This is a genomic window from Polynucleobacter sp. AP-Kaivos-20-H2 (genome assembly GCF_018882215.1).
Lineage (GTDB): Bacteria > Pseudomonadota > Gammaproteobacteria > Burkholderiales > Burkholderiaceae > Polynucleobacter.
The window spans coordinates 434,487-450,331 of record NZ_JACVOX010000002.1; the positions used below are offsets into that span (position 1 = coordinate 434,487).

A 15,845-nucleotide genomic window follows, 5' to 3' on the forward strand; every position below is an offset into this window, starting at 1 on the left:
TTTAAGCCCAAGGAAATTTTGTTTCTTGATTTGAATCGTCATTTAGTTCAATCTGCTTTCCAAAACTTTCCGATGATCGATAACCAGCCTCTAGCACTTTTATCGCATTCATTCCATAGTCAGCATGTACATAATTAATCCCAGAGATCAATGATCTCAGAACATTTGCGGTAGAGTCAATTAACTCAACAGGTGGAATCATTAACTTTTCATGTGCCGAAGGAAGCCCGTATCTTGTTGTTGACTCCCCAATGTACTCAGAGGTTCTAGCAAAGGCAGTTAACTCACCACTCAATTCATTTACTTGAATTATTCCATTTCTTCCCGCATAAGTAACCACTACTCCATTGCCCTGATCTTCACTGGCATCTATGTAAAGCCTAACCCCTTTGGGGGTTACAACTCTAATACAACCCGCCTTGTCCTCAAACTGAACACCCCTTGGATTGGCAACCTTTCCCGCCGAAAACCATGCTGAAACATATTTTGGATCCTCCCCAGACATAAATCTAAAGGCTTCAATATAGTGAAGACCATTCATGGCCATGCCAAAGTTTCCAGCCGTCACTGTCATGCTTGACAGTCCACCATATTCTTTAGAATTGAGCATCATTTTTGGTGTGATGTACTGATCCAAAAACTGCATTTGATGATTCACTGAGAGTCTTGAGCCAGTCTTCTTGCAAACATTAATCATTTTCTGACAATCACTAAGCGAAGTTGCCATAGGTTTTTCAACTAAGATAAATTTTGCACCTGCTTGTGCCGCAGCACAAACCAACTCACAGTGTGAATCAGCCGTTGTTGCAATAATCACGCAATCTGGATTCTCAGAGGATATGAATGCATGCGGATCAAGATGGAGCTGACTAGCGTCTAAGGAGAATTTTTCGGCTGTGTCGGTTAAATTTTTAGCAGAAATATCAGATACTCCAATAGTTTCATAGCCAAGCAATCTTACGGCCTCCAGATGCCTTTGCCCCATTCTTCCAGCACCAATAATAGCTACCTTCAATTTTTGATTACCCCTAAATTAATTTGCGCTATTGCCTTCACTGTCCTTTTAATTGCACTTAAGGCCTTGGCAAGAAAGCGCTCTCTTTTTTTCGCGGAAATTCCCCTTTTGAGAAAAGGAACCCACTGTGGGTTTATTGAGTTAGCCCAATCGTAAAAAGTAGATGAGGAGCAATGCCCCAACTCCTCTAGGCGAAAAACTCCATAAATCGCATTTTCTATAGTCCACCCACAGTTTGGCTGCAAATATTTAATGATGCCTTTAACTTGAGAATCCCACATGCGCACCTCCTCCTCGATCGGCAAGGTTTGAGAAATGTTTACCTTAATTCCTCGGGGATTCCATACAGATGAAGACTTTGAAATAGTCTGGTGATAATGAAAAACCAAATCAATTTTTCCCTCTTTGAAGCCAGCCTTCTCCACCACATCAGAAAAAACAAAGTCCTCTTGGCGATAGATAAAATCATCATCCAAATTTCGCAAGCCATCAATGAAAGCCGCTTTTCTGCCTACCTGGCTACCAGCGTAGGGGCGCTCCCCATAATCATTGTCATACTCAATCATGACAGTTTGCTGCATCCTACATCCAAACCAATCATACTCCTTGGAGAAGGGCTTCATTTTATCAAACCAACCCACTGGCAAGTAAACATCTGAGTGCAGATAGATAAACCACTCTGTATTAACCGCTTGAATTAAATTTTTAATTGAATAGCCAAGCGTCTTATAGGATCTTTGATCCAAAATTTGTACGCGGGGAAACTCTTGCGCTATCAGAATAGAATCATCAATACAGCCCCCATCACCAATTAACAACTCTTTAACCGGAATTTCACGGTAAATTGATAAAAGATTTGCCCTCCACAATTCATTCGTGTGGATCACTGGAATGATTACTGTGACTGAGAAATTATCATCGATAAGGTATCTATCCACGAACTCATGGTGCCTATAATATTCTTTAAATATTGAATTTTCAGCTTTCAAAAAATCTCCAAACGTCTATTTACTTTTAATTGCAATAAACTTCATGGTACTTCCGTATCCAAACAAGTTTGCCACTTTTGGAGTAATCAGTGAATCCAAAAACTTGATGATGGGAATTCTCAGAAAACGTAGAATGACCCACAAAAACTTATCAAGAATCTTATTGTTGGAACTCTTAAATATTGTGGTAAATGTAGACTCCCTGTAATAGTGAGCCATTTCATATAACGTACAATCCTGAGATTCAAATTTAATGTCAGCAAAATCTAAGCCGCATTTATCTAATGCCAAGCCTAATGTTTTAGAACTCCAATGCACGGGATGTTCAAACCCAAAAAAACATGTGTGTCGTATACCAACAGCCTTGAAAATAAAGCCATCAACATTATGAGTTTCTATAAATAAAATCCCGCCAACCTTTAATAGGGCGGAAAGCTTATGCAAAAAAGACATCGGGGAATGAATATGCTCTATCACATCCCTGAGATAAATTACATCAAACTGTTCATTTGGAAAGTCGCACTCCTGTACATCTATTCCGTATATCGATTCAACACCCAGTAGTTTTTTTGCATTGTCTAATAGCCTAGCATTCAGCTCCAATCCATACACATCAAATCCAGCATTTTGAGCAGATTTCAGAAAAAAACCAGAGCCACAACCTACTTCAAGCAACTTAAGTGATTCACTCTTTTCAGAGGGCGAACCCACTCGTTTAAGAATGATTTCCAAATTGTGATAGTTGACTAAGTTGTCCTGATCAATATTTGAGCCAGTACCATGAAACTTTATTTCGTTATAGATCTCATTTGCCTTGCTATTATAAAAGGCCAAGGTAGCGACATCACTCAGTCGAGGACTCATGTAAATCATAGTGCACACGTTGCATCTGCGATATGAGAATGCATCCTTTACTCCATACAAAGTAGAGTCAGCACTCCCGCAGACAGGACAATCAACTTCAACAAAGTTTTGAGAATGAAAGATTTGATGGTGGAGTGCCTTCAATTCATTATTGAGTCTTAAAGAAAAATCTTCGAGCATATTAACGAACGCCATTTCGATATATATTTTTTAATGCATCATGAATACGTGAATGAGCCAAGCCATCTAAATGACCCCAATCTGAAGCCCCATCTTTTTGCCTCTCCCTAAGATTCTTATAGCAACTATCATTCAAAGAAATCTCACATAGGGCATTCCCAAAATCTTCCTTCGAAACGACCGTCCAGACCCCGTCCAGACCTTCGTAATCAGGGTAATTGTAACCATAAACGTCATAATTTATGACTGGAATCCCGCATACCAAAGCCCATTGAATTGTTGCAGAAATGCTCGCAATATAGACATCAAAATGAGGGATTAAATTGATAGCCTTCTCCATGGTGTAAGGAGCATTAAACTTTTTCAATAATTCACCCACTTCCTCTCCAGAGGATGGGTGGATGCATACTAAAAAGTTACTCCCAAAAGCAATTCTTATTCGCTCAATCCAAAACTTAACAAGCTCCTCATAGGAAGTAAATTGCCCCCTTCTTGCAGGGTTTAAATCGTAAAACATATTTGGCGGTAGGGCACAAAGTGCAGAGCGCCCCAAAGGAGCATCTAATTTGTTTAAATTTTGAAGGCCTTTATACAAAATATCATGACTCATAGAGCCGACAACAATCAGTTTGGATCTTGGAATTCCAAGGTTAAGAGCATACGATTTTGCAGCCTCACTCTCTACGAGAATAGCGTCTGAATAACCGCTATGAAGCACCCAAGGATTTGGTGAATTCACTCCAAAAAAAGAAAGGATTAACATTCTCCAAGCGGGCAGCCTAATTAAAGTGACATTTCCATACTTAAACTTCCACCGGGGCTTTATAAGTACTAGTGCTCCATTTATATTTACTCCAGCCCTATATTCGCTAAGATGTGAAATAGTTTCGGCAGGTTCCTTTGATCCAGCAAACCATTGGGGAGCAAGTACCGACCTAATAGCTAAAGCATGCCCTACATTAATGTAATGAGCCATGTCGTGGCCAACAATGTCACCCCCCATAACCATTAAATTAATCTTGTTTAAAGTTAATAGTTCTTTCAATTTTTTTCGAATAGCCATTATTCGAAAAATTTCATTCCAAATTTTCAGAACGCCCAAACGGTCAAATAAATTCTTAAGTGATTTAATAACTTCATTTCCAGTAGGCAACTGAACGGGGGCGTCAGATACCCAAGAAATGTAGTCAATGTTACTTATCTGACACTCTTCAATATCAGAAAATACATTGGGATATTCTCTTGGAAAAAAAATTACCGCCTGATTGCCTGCAGATTTTACAGATTCTGACATCAGCTTCATATTTTGAAAATATGAATCAAAGCTTGAAATAAATAATATTCTCAAGAAATTTCTTCTCAATACTATCTTTTGATAACTTCTAATTTAGGTAACGGGAATACCAAAGTACTCCCTTTAAAAATTGGATTGTCTAAAAAAAAGTTTTTGAAATGCCACGGTAAAACCAATAAATAATCAGGTTGAAGCTTCAGTACACTCTCTTCACTCTCGATTGGTATCCTGGTTCCAGGAGTAAAGGCGCCAAATTTATCCGGATTCACATCGCCAATTTTGGATATATCTTGCGACGTAAAGTTGCAATACTGAAGCAAAACATTACCTTTAGTAGATGCGCCAATTCCAAAAATAGTTTTACCTTGAATATTTACATTTTTTACAAAGTCTTTTAACTCCGATCTACTAATTTGTATTTTTTTCTCAAACTCTAAATATGGATCTAACTGATCCAGCCTTTTAAGATCTTCTTGATGCAATAAGTCTAGGACCCTAGGCGATGGATTTGCGAGAGCTGAATGCTTGTGCATGGCAGTTACAGAAAAACTTCCGCCATTCACCTCGTTTAGCTCGACATCCACAGCAATTAATCCAGCCTTATCCAGCAACCATTGAACCTGCTTAAGTCCATAGAACTCAAGATGCTCGTGACAAATCGTATCGTAAGCCAATTGCTCCAGCATTGCAGGCATGTAACTTTGCTCAAATACCCAAATTCCATTTGCATCGAGAACTTCGGATATTTGCTTAGCAAAATCGACTGGGTCTTCAAGATCATAAAACATTGAAAAGGATGTAATTACCTTAGCCCTCTCCTTGTATTTAGCCTGAAATAAATCTTTCGAGAAAAAATCTGTAATTATTTCTATATCCCGAGGAATATAGTCTGTAAATTTTTGTGAGGTAGGATCAATTCCAATTCGTTTTAAATTTTTTGGAAAAAAACCAAGCGTTGTTCCATCATTGCAGCCAATGTCAATTACTATATCGCCATCAGATAATGAAACCTGCCGAAGAATTGTGTTTACTTTTTCCCTAAGATGCTGAACCATACTTGGATTTAAGCCCGACCGATAGCCATAATTGTCGCCATACATTTCATCCAAGTCATAACTATGCTCAAGCTGCAGGAGTCCGCAGACCACTTGGTCATCCCCATGGCATTTAACAAGTCGCAATGGACCAGCGGTCAAATTTTCTTTGCTAGATTTAGGGAAAATTCCCGTTAAAAATTGTTCTCCCAGGTCTACAACGCAGACTAAATTTGAGTTGCCACAAATGCGGCAGTTCGTAATTTTTTTATATCTCAAAACTTTGTTTGTTTCTGACATTTTTTCATCTCATCCAAGAACGACTAATTTTAAGGGTCTATTAAGCTAACCCATGAGGCAGCTATTAAAAACTAAGACAAACATATTTCACTGTAGCTACCTGAGCGCAAAATTCCACCACCCCCTAATTCAACGATAGTGGAGCAATTTTTAAGTGTAGATAAGCGATGAGCGATGATGATTATAGTTAAAGCACCGTCTAATTTATCAATTGCTTCCATTACGGCCGATTCAGTTTCACCATCTAGCGCGCTAGTCGCTTCATCAAAAATAATAACATCAGCTTTTTTATAAAGGGCTCGAGCGATGCCTATCCGCTGTCTTTGCCCACCTGATAGCCTTACGCCGCGCTCTCCAATTCTAGTGTCATATTTACTAGGCCAAGAATTTACAATATCGGACAATTGAGCCATCTGAATAGCCTGCGAAACTCTCGCATAATCTATCTCGGATAGAGGTACACCAAATGCAACATTTTCGGCAATAGTTGCATCCGCCAAAAAGATAGATTGTGGAACATGTGCAATATGTTTTTGCCAAAGATGCTGATTATTTAAGCCTAGTACCTGGTCATCAATCTTTATTAAACCACCATCAGGATTAATTAAGCCCATTAACATATCAAGTAGCGTACTCTTTCCACATCCAGTTTTACCAATCAAACCAAGCCTAGATCCTTTAGGAATCGATAAGTTTAAATCGCTAAAAACTTTTGCTTCTCTTTCTCCATATTGAAAAGATACTGCATCAAAGCGAATAAGACGACTGAAAATTAAAGAACCTTTCATTTTAGTGCCTAGGGCATGATCAGGCAAATCCTGATCGAGAAGATCAAGGGCATCTTGCAATGAAGGTCGAGCCCCCTGAATTCCGGTCCAAGCGCTATAAATATTTTGAATAATCGGCAATAAACGCTGAGCAGCAAACCCCAATGTTGCTAGTACCGGTATAACCGTGTCTGCCCCATTACCATAGAGCATCATATAAACAGCTAATGCTAGAATCAAAATTAATCCAAATGCTTCCATGAAAAATCTAGGGGAGGCGCTAATTATTTGAATAACCCCCTGCGCCAACCTTGACTCACGGTCTGCCACCCCAAAGGCTTTGCAATAAACCTCTTGGGTTCCATCAATTAAGATATCTCTGATTCCACCAAGACTTTCTTGTACCAATTTTGTAGTTTTTGAAGCGGACTCGGAAATGAGTGAGCCACTTGATAATAATTTTTTCTTTGTTAGGAAAATTATACAAAGATAAATTAATCCAAACCCTCCAAAGAAAATAAAGGCGATCAAAGGATCTAAATAAATGATGGTAGCTAAAATTGGAATTAATATAATCACCGAACCAATTAGGGTGAAAATTGTATTGATAATAACTACAATGATGGATACCTTACCAAGGCCGGAGGATACCTCGCTACTATTCCTACTTACGTGGCTAATGTAAGGCTGGTATAGAGTTGTTCGAAATGCATGCAAGCTCAAATCTGAGCCTATAACGGACGATAGTCTTGTACTGGCCCATAAGACTATAAGACGCAAGCCATTCGTAATTAAAACGATTGCGGCAAACAAAAGTGCTGCTGGTAATAAAAGTTGATTGGGATCGATAATGCCCAAAGTACCAGCAATTGGATGGATGATTGGGTTATTAAAAATCTTTTCAGGAGCAACGATCACTCCTACAAAAGGCATCACTGATGCAATGTTAAATATCTCAGTGATTGAATTCAATACCATCAAGCAAAGTAAAAAGAATAATTGAGTTTTCCTCCTCACACCAAAGTGAAGCCAAAGTCGTTGCAACAATTTCACTAGTTTTTGCGGCTTATTGTTCATAATTAATTTTGGATGGAATTCGTGAGGTACAAACCTAGACGCCTAGAATCAAGACTTAAGCCAATATTTCGAGGCGTACTACAGTTAGTCAGCTCTAAAAGGACTCTGGTTTCTAAGGGAGAAATATTTAGCTTTTCTCCAGTCAAATAGATAGTTTTTTCAATAACGCCTTCTCGACGAAGTTCAATTGAGTCAGCTGAAAGACTTAGCCCATCCCCATTTATTAAGCTTACTTTCAAGGGTCGAGTAGAGCCCCTTTGCCCGGGAAGATAATTGCTAATGGTTAGCTTGAAATCCATGACTCCATTAGGCAGGACAAAAGAATATTGGCCATTCGTCCAGCCATCTGAGTCCTGTGGTGCATCGACAAAACATGATGCACCATATTCAAATGGAGGCTTGCCAAAGGATCTTATAGTTTCTACACTGCCAAAAAAAATGCCTATGAACATTAGCAGTTCAAAAACCAAAACTCGGACTCTATACTTATTTTTTTTAATGCCACTGAAATGATTTGATTCAGTTGCACTTGATTCCACTAAAGAACTAGCATACGTTAGTCCAATGATGGAGCAGGCCAATAATAAATTCTCTCTAACCAAAAATGAGTGAGAAAAAATATTTCCTAAAAATAATCCAGTTAATGCAATAAATGCTGGAATCAATAATTTTTTATTTTTTCCCTTCAATAAAGGAGATATGGTCGCTATAAAAAAGATAATAGCGCCGATAATTCCAGTTTCAGTAAAGGTCTGCAAAAAGTAGTTATGCGCATTTTCACCATGATTGAGAATCAAAAAGTTAGACCTACTGAAAGAGGCTATATCAGATAGGCGATAAAAATTACCCTGTCCAACACCCATCAATGGGAACTGAGACCACATACGCAAGGCGCCCTCCCAAATCTCAAAGCGTGCGCCAAAAATTCCGCTAAATAAACTCCAACTTGAGAGATCACGACTTTTGAGTTGATTTGCTATATCTGCGAGCCACGAAAGAATTGGAACGCCATTGAGGCTATTAGAAAAACTAAAGATCAATACTAAAAAAACTCCAATTACAACCGTAGTTAAGCTTGTTAAAGGAACAAATAAACTACGTTTTTCTCTCCATATGCACCATAAAAGCCAAATAAACATTTCGATCAAAGCAAATAAAAGTAAAGCTCTAGATTTGCTGAGAATTAGCCCAGTCCAGCTAAACGCAATTACAAATACAACAATTTTCTTCTCGCTCCCGGATATCCCTGAATAAAAATACCCCCAAAGTCCAACAGCACCTAAAAGCATATGGCCGGCAAATGCATGCAAGTCTGGCTGAAAACCAATAACCGCATAACCCAATTGATCTTTGCGAAAACTCAGCAAGTTTTCAGGCAAACCAATTCCCGTTAGGGCTTGAATAATTCCCATGAGAGCGGCTACGATTAAGCCCGCCATAATAGCTCGGAATATAACTTTATTCTTGCGATCTTGACCCTTCAAGAAGCCAATTACAGTAATAATGACTGCCACTGCTAAGGCATATGCGATCCAATCGGAAATCGGCATGTAATCATCATGCCAACCTATGGGACGAAAATGCACTAGATTAAATAACAGCCCCTTAAAAGATGTGGCGGCTGCCGACTGATAGGTATTTCTAGAAATTGCAATTGCAGTTGATATCGTAATCATTAAAATCACAAGTGCTATTGGCCAAGGCACTAGCTGATTAAACTCGGTTATTAATAGACCGATTTTTGAAAAACGATCCCGACCACTATATAAATTTTTTACATAACCAATCGAACCAGTCAATGCACCCAAAAAAAATCCAGCAGCTAGATCTAAGCCAGCATTCGGCAAGACTAAAAAGGAGGTTCCTATATAGGCGTTTAACTGATTGCCTAGGCCAGCAGATAGCGGCAAAAGAAATACAAAACCAATCAACCCCCAATCCTTTCGGGGTAAACCCAGAATAAAGGCAATCCCAAACAAATACGGATTAATGTAATGGCGGGACTGCCCCCAAAAGTAGGCATCATTGAATAATACAGATCCAGAAGCTATTACCCCCGCCAATAAGGCAAAAATTGCGAGCGACAGCCTAGCAAAATTTGCCCTTGAAGTGCAATCTATCGGTGTTTTAGCCCCTAAAACCATACTGTCGCAATCGGCCCAGCGCTCATTCAAATGAGAACCAAAAGCCAAAGCAAATCCTATTTAAGTAAATTAACCATATTTTATGGGCTTAGGGGTAAATAATGGGAAAATAGCCAATAATTTCATGACTTTATTTGGATTTAAAAATTAGTAAACCCAAAAAAATACTTCTGACTGGCTCTCGAGGCTTTACCGGCAAACATCTTCTTAATGAGGCTGTAAGCCAGGGATTAGAGATTATTGGACTTCAATCCGATATTACGGATGTCATTACGCTTGAAAAAGAAGTTTATGAATTAGCCCCTGACGCCGTTATTCATTGCGCGGGCATCAGTTTTGTAGCCTCCAAGGATCAAGAGGCTTTTTATAGGGTCCACGCCCTGGGTACAAGCAACTTACTTAATGCACTTACAAAGCTGCCAATAAAACCCAAAAAAGTACTGCTTGCCAGTAGCGCCACCGTCTATGGGAATGCTGCACTTACCCCAACACCCGAAGATTATCCGCTCAAGCCAATTGACCACTATGCAATGAGTAAAGTTGCCATGGAGGAAATGGCTAAGACCTTCTATGACCGGCTGCCCATCGTTATTGCTCGACCCTTTAACTATACTGGACCTGGTCAGCACGATAATTTCCTCATTCCTAAGCTCATTCGACACTTTGCCCAAAAATCACCTTCAATTGAATTGGGCAACCTAAATGTAGAAAGAGAGTTCAATGACGTTTCCACGATATGCCAGGCCTATTTTGCACTTTTGAAGCACGGAAAATCAGGTGAGGTTTATAACGTGGGAACCGGGAAGGTTCGCTCACTGGGTTTTGCTGTTGAAACCCTGATCAGACTTACTAATCATCCGATTCAAATTACAGTTAATCCCGATTTTGTTCGATCCAATGAAGTGCATCGTATGTGTGGAGACCCAAGCAAGCTAAATGAGTTATTGACTGCAAATCAATGCAATATTCACATTCCCGAGCTGGAAATGACCCTCAAAAGCATGCTTGATGCCGCCCATGAGAGTTAAGCCATCCAATTACCGATGAAGATTGCGTTTGGCACTACCCTTCTGGATAAGGGCTTATTAGGGGATGGAATAGATGGGATTGGCCAATATTGCCAAGAATTACTACGTCATTTTGCCAGCGAAACTAATGATCTAGAAATTGCGCCGTACTCTTTTGGCTTAAATCAAAGCACTTGCGATGCCTATTCACTTCCAGCTTATCCAAGCTATTTAGCAAAATCACTTCTTCGAGTTGATGTCAAACCCAAGGAAGATCAGTTTTTTAATGGCTTCGATCTCATTCACTCGACAGACCAACTAATCCCTATTATTCGGAATAAGCCACTACTGGCAACAGTCATGGATACCATTCCGTTAAGTCACCCTCAATTTCTTCGAGCTCAATCCCGATTCTTTAAGCCCTACCTGTGGAAAAAGCTCACCCAACGCGCAAACCACATCATCACTATTTCAGAATTTTCAAGGGGGGAGATTATTAATTTAATGGGATTCCCTGAGGAAAAAGTAACTGCCATTCCACTTGGGGTTAATAAGACATTTTTTGAGAGAGTTGCCCAAGGAGAGATTCAATCCACCCTTTCAAAATTCAAAATAGATAAACCCTTCTTTTTATTCATAGGCTCCATACAACCTAGAAAGAATTTAAAAAGAATTATCGCCGCACATGCTGCCTTGCCAGGGGATATGGCCACCGAATTTCCGCTAGTCATTGCAGGAAAGCTGGCATGGAATGATGAATCAACAAATACAGCGATTCGAAATGGTGTTTTTGAGGGGCGATGCATCCAGTTAAGCTATGTCACTGAGTTAGAAAAACATCACCTATTGCAGTCCGCCTTAGGCCTAGTTTTTGCTAGCTTGTATGAAGGATTTGGCCTACCAATTCTGGAGGCATATGCTTCAAAATGCCCTGTCGTTACATCGAACTGCACTTCCATGCCCGAGGTTTCAAACAGTGCCGCAATATTAGTTGAACCCGAAAACATAGACTCGATCGCCGATGCAATGCATTTGCTCATCAATAGATCGGCAACCGTAACCGAAAATATAATCAAAGGTTATGCAATGGCGCAGCAGTTCACTTGGTCAAAAACAACAGCAGAAACACAAAAAATCTACAGCCTCTTCCAAACTCATAAGTAAATTAAATCAATCTGCCATAGGCAGTATGTACCACCCTACTAGGTGCCTCTTTACACAAAATGCCGGCGCTTTCTACATCACGAACATAAATAGTATTTTCGTTATTAGGATTAAAGCTGGAGAGCGTCTGAATTACCCTTCGAAGTGGATCATATGAAATTGGAATGAAATGGTGTGAGGTAATGTAGTCGTGTATTTCCTCATTACTACGCCCATAATCCCCTCCCCCTCCATTCAACTCCACCAATATAGCAATCACCCGACCCGACGACAATAATTTAGCAGCACCTTTCAATACCTCATACTCGTAACCCTCAACATCAATCTTAAGAAAGAGTGATTGAGTTGGATATTCTTGTGAATCAAGAGAAATAACAGGTACTTCGGTAACGAATACGTCCTTGCTTAGGCTAACTTTATTGCGAGTATCGTGATTATTCGTAAAACACAATTTCTCATTCTTAGATCCAACCCCACAATTTATTACACGCACTAGATTTTCAATTGAATTTACGGCAACCTGCTTGCGCAATTTCTCTACCGTACTGAAAATAGGCTCAAATGCCAAAGAATTACAGCCCACTACTTTGGAGGCTAAGATGGTGTAAGCGCCAATATTTGCCCCAACATCAACAAAGGTCACTTGAGGGCGCAGATAGTGAAGCAAAAAAAGCATATCTTTCCACTCCATAAACCCTGCATAGAGATTGCCAGTTAAGCCCGTTTCACCCCGTCTAACAATAAACCTAGCATCATCCACCCATCCAATGATGGCAGGCTGACGGCTCAGCCGGCTGCGAATTTGCCACCAGATAAATTTTCTCAATGCTGCCGATCTTTGACCTTGGTTTAAAGGATGACTCCAAATAAATTGTGCAGTTTGAGACAGCTTAGTTAATCGATTCATAAATTTCCTTGGCACATACAGACCCAAATTTATTACGTAATAAATTCATGCTGATATTGATCTTAAAACAATAGTTAGTCCGCACTTTTCGCCTTGAATGCATCAATTAAATCCTTATTTTTTAGCCTAATCCCAAAATATTTGGCACCGGCTTTTGTTAGATGCCAGCCATCAAAAGATAACAACTGGCCATCAGCATTAAAAAGATGACATACTGATTCTTGAGTTGAGCAAATCAGATTCTGGCTATCAACAAACTCATCTGAGCTTAAATTTTTTCTAATTTCAGCATTGATATTAATCACGTCCGGATCAATTTTTTGAACCAAATTGATCCTCTCGGGACCCGATAGTACAAGCAATTCTTTCAAATTAATACTGCCAAAATCTTTAGTTCCAAAAACTTTAACTGGTTTATTCGAGATTTTCTTTACATTTGAAATACTTTGTCGAATGAATGCTGTCTGCCAAGCTTGCCACTTAGAAGCAAACCAAATTTCATCTGCATCGAGCATTATTTTTTTCAGAGCCTCGTCTTCATAAATTCCAGCGCCCTTGCATTTTTGATCAATTCTCTCAACGGCTTGCTTAGGTAGACCTCCCTCAGCAATAAAAAGGTTCCCACAAAGATGACTAATATGCCTTGTTGAGACCTGCATATTTTCTCCCATACTGCTCTCATATAAGGCATTTACAAGATCTTGTGCATAGGAATCGCCAATAATCAAAATCTTTCGACGATCATCCAAAGAGTTAAACGGAGCAAGTAATTTTTCATCAAATCTTTTCGAAACATAAAGCCCTTCTTTATAACTATCTATAGATGCAAGCGCACGATCTTCCGGTGCGTATCGATAAAGAAAACCATTAGAAAGATGTCCTATTACGCCGAATAGGATGAGGGCAAGGCTAACAACTACGGATAACTTAATAATAGTTTTTCTGCCAACCCTTTGACTATCTCTGAAGGGCAATTCTACATATCTCCAACTCAGATATGCCATCAAAAACACGATGCCCATCAACAGCAACAGGCGCTCTGGCTGTGTATCAAGGAAGCTACTAAGACGCGCAAATGCAAAAATAGGTTGATGCCATAAATAAAGGCTGTAACTTAATAATCCAATGCCAACTAAAAAACGATGTCCTAAAATTTTTCCAAAAAGTGAATCAGTGCTGACAAATAAAATTATGCAAACAGCGCCCAAGGTAGGAATCAGCGTGAAATAACTGGGGGTACGTGTTTGTCCATCAAATAGAAAGATGGCATAAAGCAACAAAATAACTCCAAAAAATCCGCCAAAATCACGAATCAGGCGATTTAATTTAGAAGCTGGTGATTGCATCAAATAGATGGCCGATAAAGCACCCAAAAGGAGTTCCCACATGCGTGTAGGCAGGAGATAAAATGCCGCAGCAGTTTTATGAATAGATAACCAATCGGCCAGAACTATGCTTACAACTGCAATGGCAGATAGCGCAAAAATCAGAGCTCTTTTATTAAATTTGCACAGTAACAACAATAAGAATGGAAAGAAAATATAAAATTGCTCTTCAACCGAGAGGCTCCATGTGTGGAGCAATGGCTTTAGATGGGCTGTAGTGTCAAAATAATTTGTAGTTCTCCAGAACCAGAAATTTGATACATAGGCACAAACTGCAATTAGGCTGTCTGAAAATGCCTTCATTTCTATAGGAACCATCAAAAACCATGCAAATGGCAAACAAATAATTAAAACTAAAAATAGTGCTGGCAAAATTCTCCGCGCTCGGCGCTCATAAAAGCCAGCCGTCGAAAAGATGCCGCTATTAATCTCGCCCAAGATAATGGTGGTAATGAGATATCCGCTGATGACGAAAAAAACATCAACGCCTACATATCCGCCACTAAAAATAGAGAAGCCGGCATGAAAAAAGATAACGGGTAAAACAGCCAATGCTCTGAGCCCATCAATCTCTGGCCTGTACGATAGCGCTTTAAGTGCTTTCACTATTGATAAATCTCTTCTGAGCCCTATTTAAGCCAACTAAACCTTGATCCAGGCAGTCCAATTCATCGGAACTGGTTATCATTGTATTTACACAACAAGAATGTCCAATGAGAACATTCTTCTGATAGGATTTTAGCCTTGAATACTATCTCCAATGGAAAAGCTATGACTATGCAAAAGAAAATCGATCTGCGTAACTCATTAACCGAATGCGCTCAATCCGTTAAAAAAGAAAATGCTGGTAAGTTTTACAACTATGGCATTAAAGACTGCATTAAATCTATTACTGCACAAAAAGGTTAGATCCCAGGCTTCGTCCTAGAGTTAGGGGTGGGGTTGAGCACTCTCTAATTCGCCCCTCTCTAGTTGCTCCCCTGCATTATCCGAGCTCTGCACCGACTGAATAATCTTAATCAGCTCAGCACGATCTACATCCATTACCTCTTGATATTCAGTTAACAATGCATCTAAAGTTGCTTCAGCCTGCTCTCTACTTTTCTTTTCTTTAGGCAATTCAACTGCTGGCTTAGGAGGTCTTGTTGGATATTGCTTACCGGTTAGGGAATTGTAGAAAACTGCAACTAAACACAAAACCACAGAATCCACCATTACCGGGAAAAAGGCGTATCGATAACTCTCTATCTGACCCAATACTGCAATTAAAGCGACTGCTGCTGCAGGGGGATGCAAGCAACGCAAAACAAACATTCCCAATATGGCACTTGCCGCAGCTATAGGTAATGCAAACAGAGGATTGGGGATAAAGTGGTAAGCAGTAATGCCGACTAATGCAGACAACACATTGCCACCAATTACTGCCCAGGGTTGAGCCATAGGGCTAGATGGCAATACAAATATCAGTAAGGCGCTAGCACCAAGAGATGCCATCACCCACTCATTAACGCCCACCAGCTCACCAAGCATGCGGCCTAATGCAACAGTGCAAAATAACCCAATCAGAGCACCCATCACCGCTCTAATACGTTCAGACCATGCCACTTGCGCCTGATCTTGCCCAAAGTAATGAAACCATCGCCTAGCATTACTGGAGGAGGTTTCGTTTTTACATTTTGGATTTCCTGAATTTTTCATAAATACTATTTTCTCATTCA

Annotated in this window: 13 protein-coding genes; 3 read left to right on the forward strand and 10 right to left on the reverse strand. The window is 39.7% G+C overall.

Going from position 1 to position 15,845, the window contains the following annotated elements:
- Window position 1: 1 nt before the first annotated feature.
- The 7 genes from ICE89_RS06575 to ICE89_RS06605 form a co-directional block, all read right to left on the reverse strand.
- Window positions 2-1,015 (reverse strand): Gfo/Idh/MocA family protein, encoded by a 1,014-nt coding sequence (locus ICE89_RS06575; RefSeq protein ID WP_216265306.1) that lies wholly within the window; start codon window positions 1,013-1,015, stop codon window positions 2-4.
- On the reverse strand, window positions 1,012-2,004 hold the full coding sequence (locus ICE89_RS06580; protein WP_216265307.1) for a glycosyltransferase family 2 protein: 993 nt from the start codon (window positions 2,002-2,004) through the stop codon (window positions 1,012-1,014). The genes ICE89_RS06575 and ICE89_RS06580 overlap by 4 nt, the downstream gene beginning before the upstream one ends.
- Window positions 2,005-2,019: 15 nt before the next feature.
- The gene (locus ICE89_RS06585) at window positions 2,020-3,048 is read right to left on the reverse strand and encodes a bifunctional 2-polyprenyl-6-hydroxyphenol methylase/3-demethylubiquinol 3-O-methyltransferase UbiG (protein ID WP_216265308.1); all 1,029 of its coding nucleotides are present in this window, start codon (window positions 3,046-3,048) and stop codon (window positions 2,020-2,022) included.
- A gap of 1 nt (window position 3,049) precedes the next feature.
- On the reverse strand, window positions 3,050-4,396 hold the full coding sequence (locus ICE89_RS06590; protein ID WP_216265309.1) for a hypothetical protein: 1,347 nt from the start codon (window positions 4,394-4,396) through the stop codon (window positions 3,050-3,052).
- Window positions 4,397-4,413: 17 nt separating this feature from the next.
- A complete protein-coding gene (locus ICE89_RS06595) occupies window positions 4,414-5,676 on the reverse strand; it encodes a class I SAM-dependent methyltransferase (RefSeq protein WP_216265310.1) in 1,263 nt (420 codons plus the stop codon).
- 71 nt (window positions 5,677-5,747) lie between these two features.
- Window positions 5,748-7,520, reverse strand: a complete 1,773-nt coding sequence (locus ICE89_RS06600) for an ABC transporter ATP-binding protein (protein ID WP_216265311.1) — start codon at window positions 7,518-7,520, stop codon at window positions 5,748-5,750.
- A gap of 2 nt (window positions 7,521-7,522) precedes the next feature.
- Window positions 7,523-9,712, reverse strand: a complete 2,190-nt coding sequence (locus ICE89_RS06605) for an O-antigen ligase (protein WP_216265312.1) — start codon at window positions 9,710-9,712, stop codon at window positions 7,523-7,525.
- Between the two features lie 86 nt (window positions 9,713-9,798).
- On the opposite strand from ICE89_RS06605, the gene ICE89_RS06610 reads away from it, so the two are divergent.
- Both ICE89_RS06610 and ICE89_RS06615 read left to right on the forward strand, forming a co-directional pair.
- Window positions 9,799-10,692 (forward strand): NAD(P)-dependent oxidoreductase, encoded by an 894-nt coding sequence (locus ICE89_RS06610; protein ID WP_216861963.1) that lies wholly within the window; start codon window positions 9,799-9,801, stop codon window positions 10,690-10,692.
- A 15-nt stretch (window positions 10,693-10,707) separates the two neighbouring features.
- A complete protein-coding gene (locus ICE89_RS06615; RefSeq protein WP_216265313.1) occupies window positions 10,708-11,835 on the forward strand; it encodes a glycosyltransferase family 1 protein in 1,128 nt (375 codons plus the stop codon).
- Between the two features lies 1 nt (window position 11,836).
- Here ICE89_RS06615 and ICE89_RS06620 read toward each other — a convergent pair whose 3' ends face one another.
- Window positions 11,837-12,742 carry an FkbM family methyltransferase gene (locus ICE89_RS06620; RefSeq protein WP_216265314.1) on the reverse strand — a complete coding sequence of 302 codons (906 nt, stop codon included), beginning with the start codon at window positions 12,740-12,742 and terminating at the stop codon, window positions 11,837-11,839.
- A 74-nt stretch (window positions 12,743-12,816) separates the two neighbouring features.
- Window positions 12,817-14,733, reverse strand: coding sequence for an acyltransferase (locus tag ICE89_RS11790; RefSeq protein ID WP_216265315.1), 1,917 nt, complete (start codon window positions 14,731-14,733; stop codon window positions 12,817-12,819).
- A gap of 171 nt (window positions 14,734-14,904) precedes the next feature.
- Between ICE89_RS11790 and ICE89_RS11725 the strand changes: the two genes are divergently transcribed.
- A complete protein-coding gene (locus tag ICE89_RS11725; protein ID WP_255558738.1) occupies window positions 14,905-15,036 on the forward strand; it encodes a hypothetical protein in 132 nt (43 codons plus the stop codon).
- A 21-nt stretch (window positions 15,037-15,057) separates the two neighbouring features.
- On the opposite strand, the gene ICE89_RS06630 is transcribed toward ICE89_RS11725, so the two are convergent.
- A complete protein-coding gene (locus ICE89_RS06630) occupies window positions 15,058-15,825 on the reverse strand; it encodes an HPP family protein (RefSeq protein WP_216265316.1) in 768 nt (255 codons plus the stop codon).
- Window positions 15,826-15,845 lie beyond the last annotated feature (20 nt).

Bases quoted from the DNA above. Each gene is read 5' to 3' on its own strand.
- ICE89_RS06585 (WP_216265308.1), bottom strand. From the start codon at position 3,048: ATGCTCGAAGATTTTTCTTTAAGACTCAATAATGAATTGAAGGCACTC.
- ICE89_RS06595 (WP_216265310.1), bottom strand. From the start codon at position 5,676: ATGTCAGAAACAAACAAAGTTTTGAGATATAAAAAAATTACGAACTGC.
- ICE89_RS06600 (WP_216265311.1), bottom strand. From the start codon at position 7,520: ATGAACAATAAGCCGCAAAAACTAGTGAAATTGTTGCAACGACTTTGG.
- ICE89_RS06615 (WP_216265313.1), top strand. From the start codon at position 10,708: ATGAAGATTGCGTTTGGCACTACCCTTCTGGATAAGGGCTTATTAGGG.
- ICE89_RS06620 (WP_216265314.1), bottom strand. From the start codon at position 12,742: ATGAATCGATTAACTAAGCTGTCTCAAACTGCACAATTTATTTGGAGT.
- ICE89_RS11725 (WP_255558738.1), top strand. From the start codon at position 14,905: ATGCAAAAGAAAATCGATCTGCGTAACTCATTAACCGAATGCGCTCAA.
- ICE89_RS06630 (WP_216265316.1), bottom strand. From the start codon at position 15,825: ATGAAAAATTCAGGAAATCCAAAATGTAAAAACGAAACCTCCTCCAGT.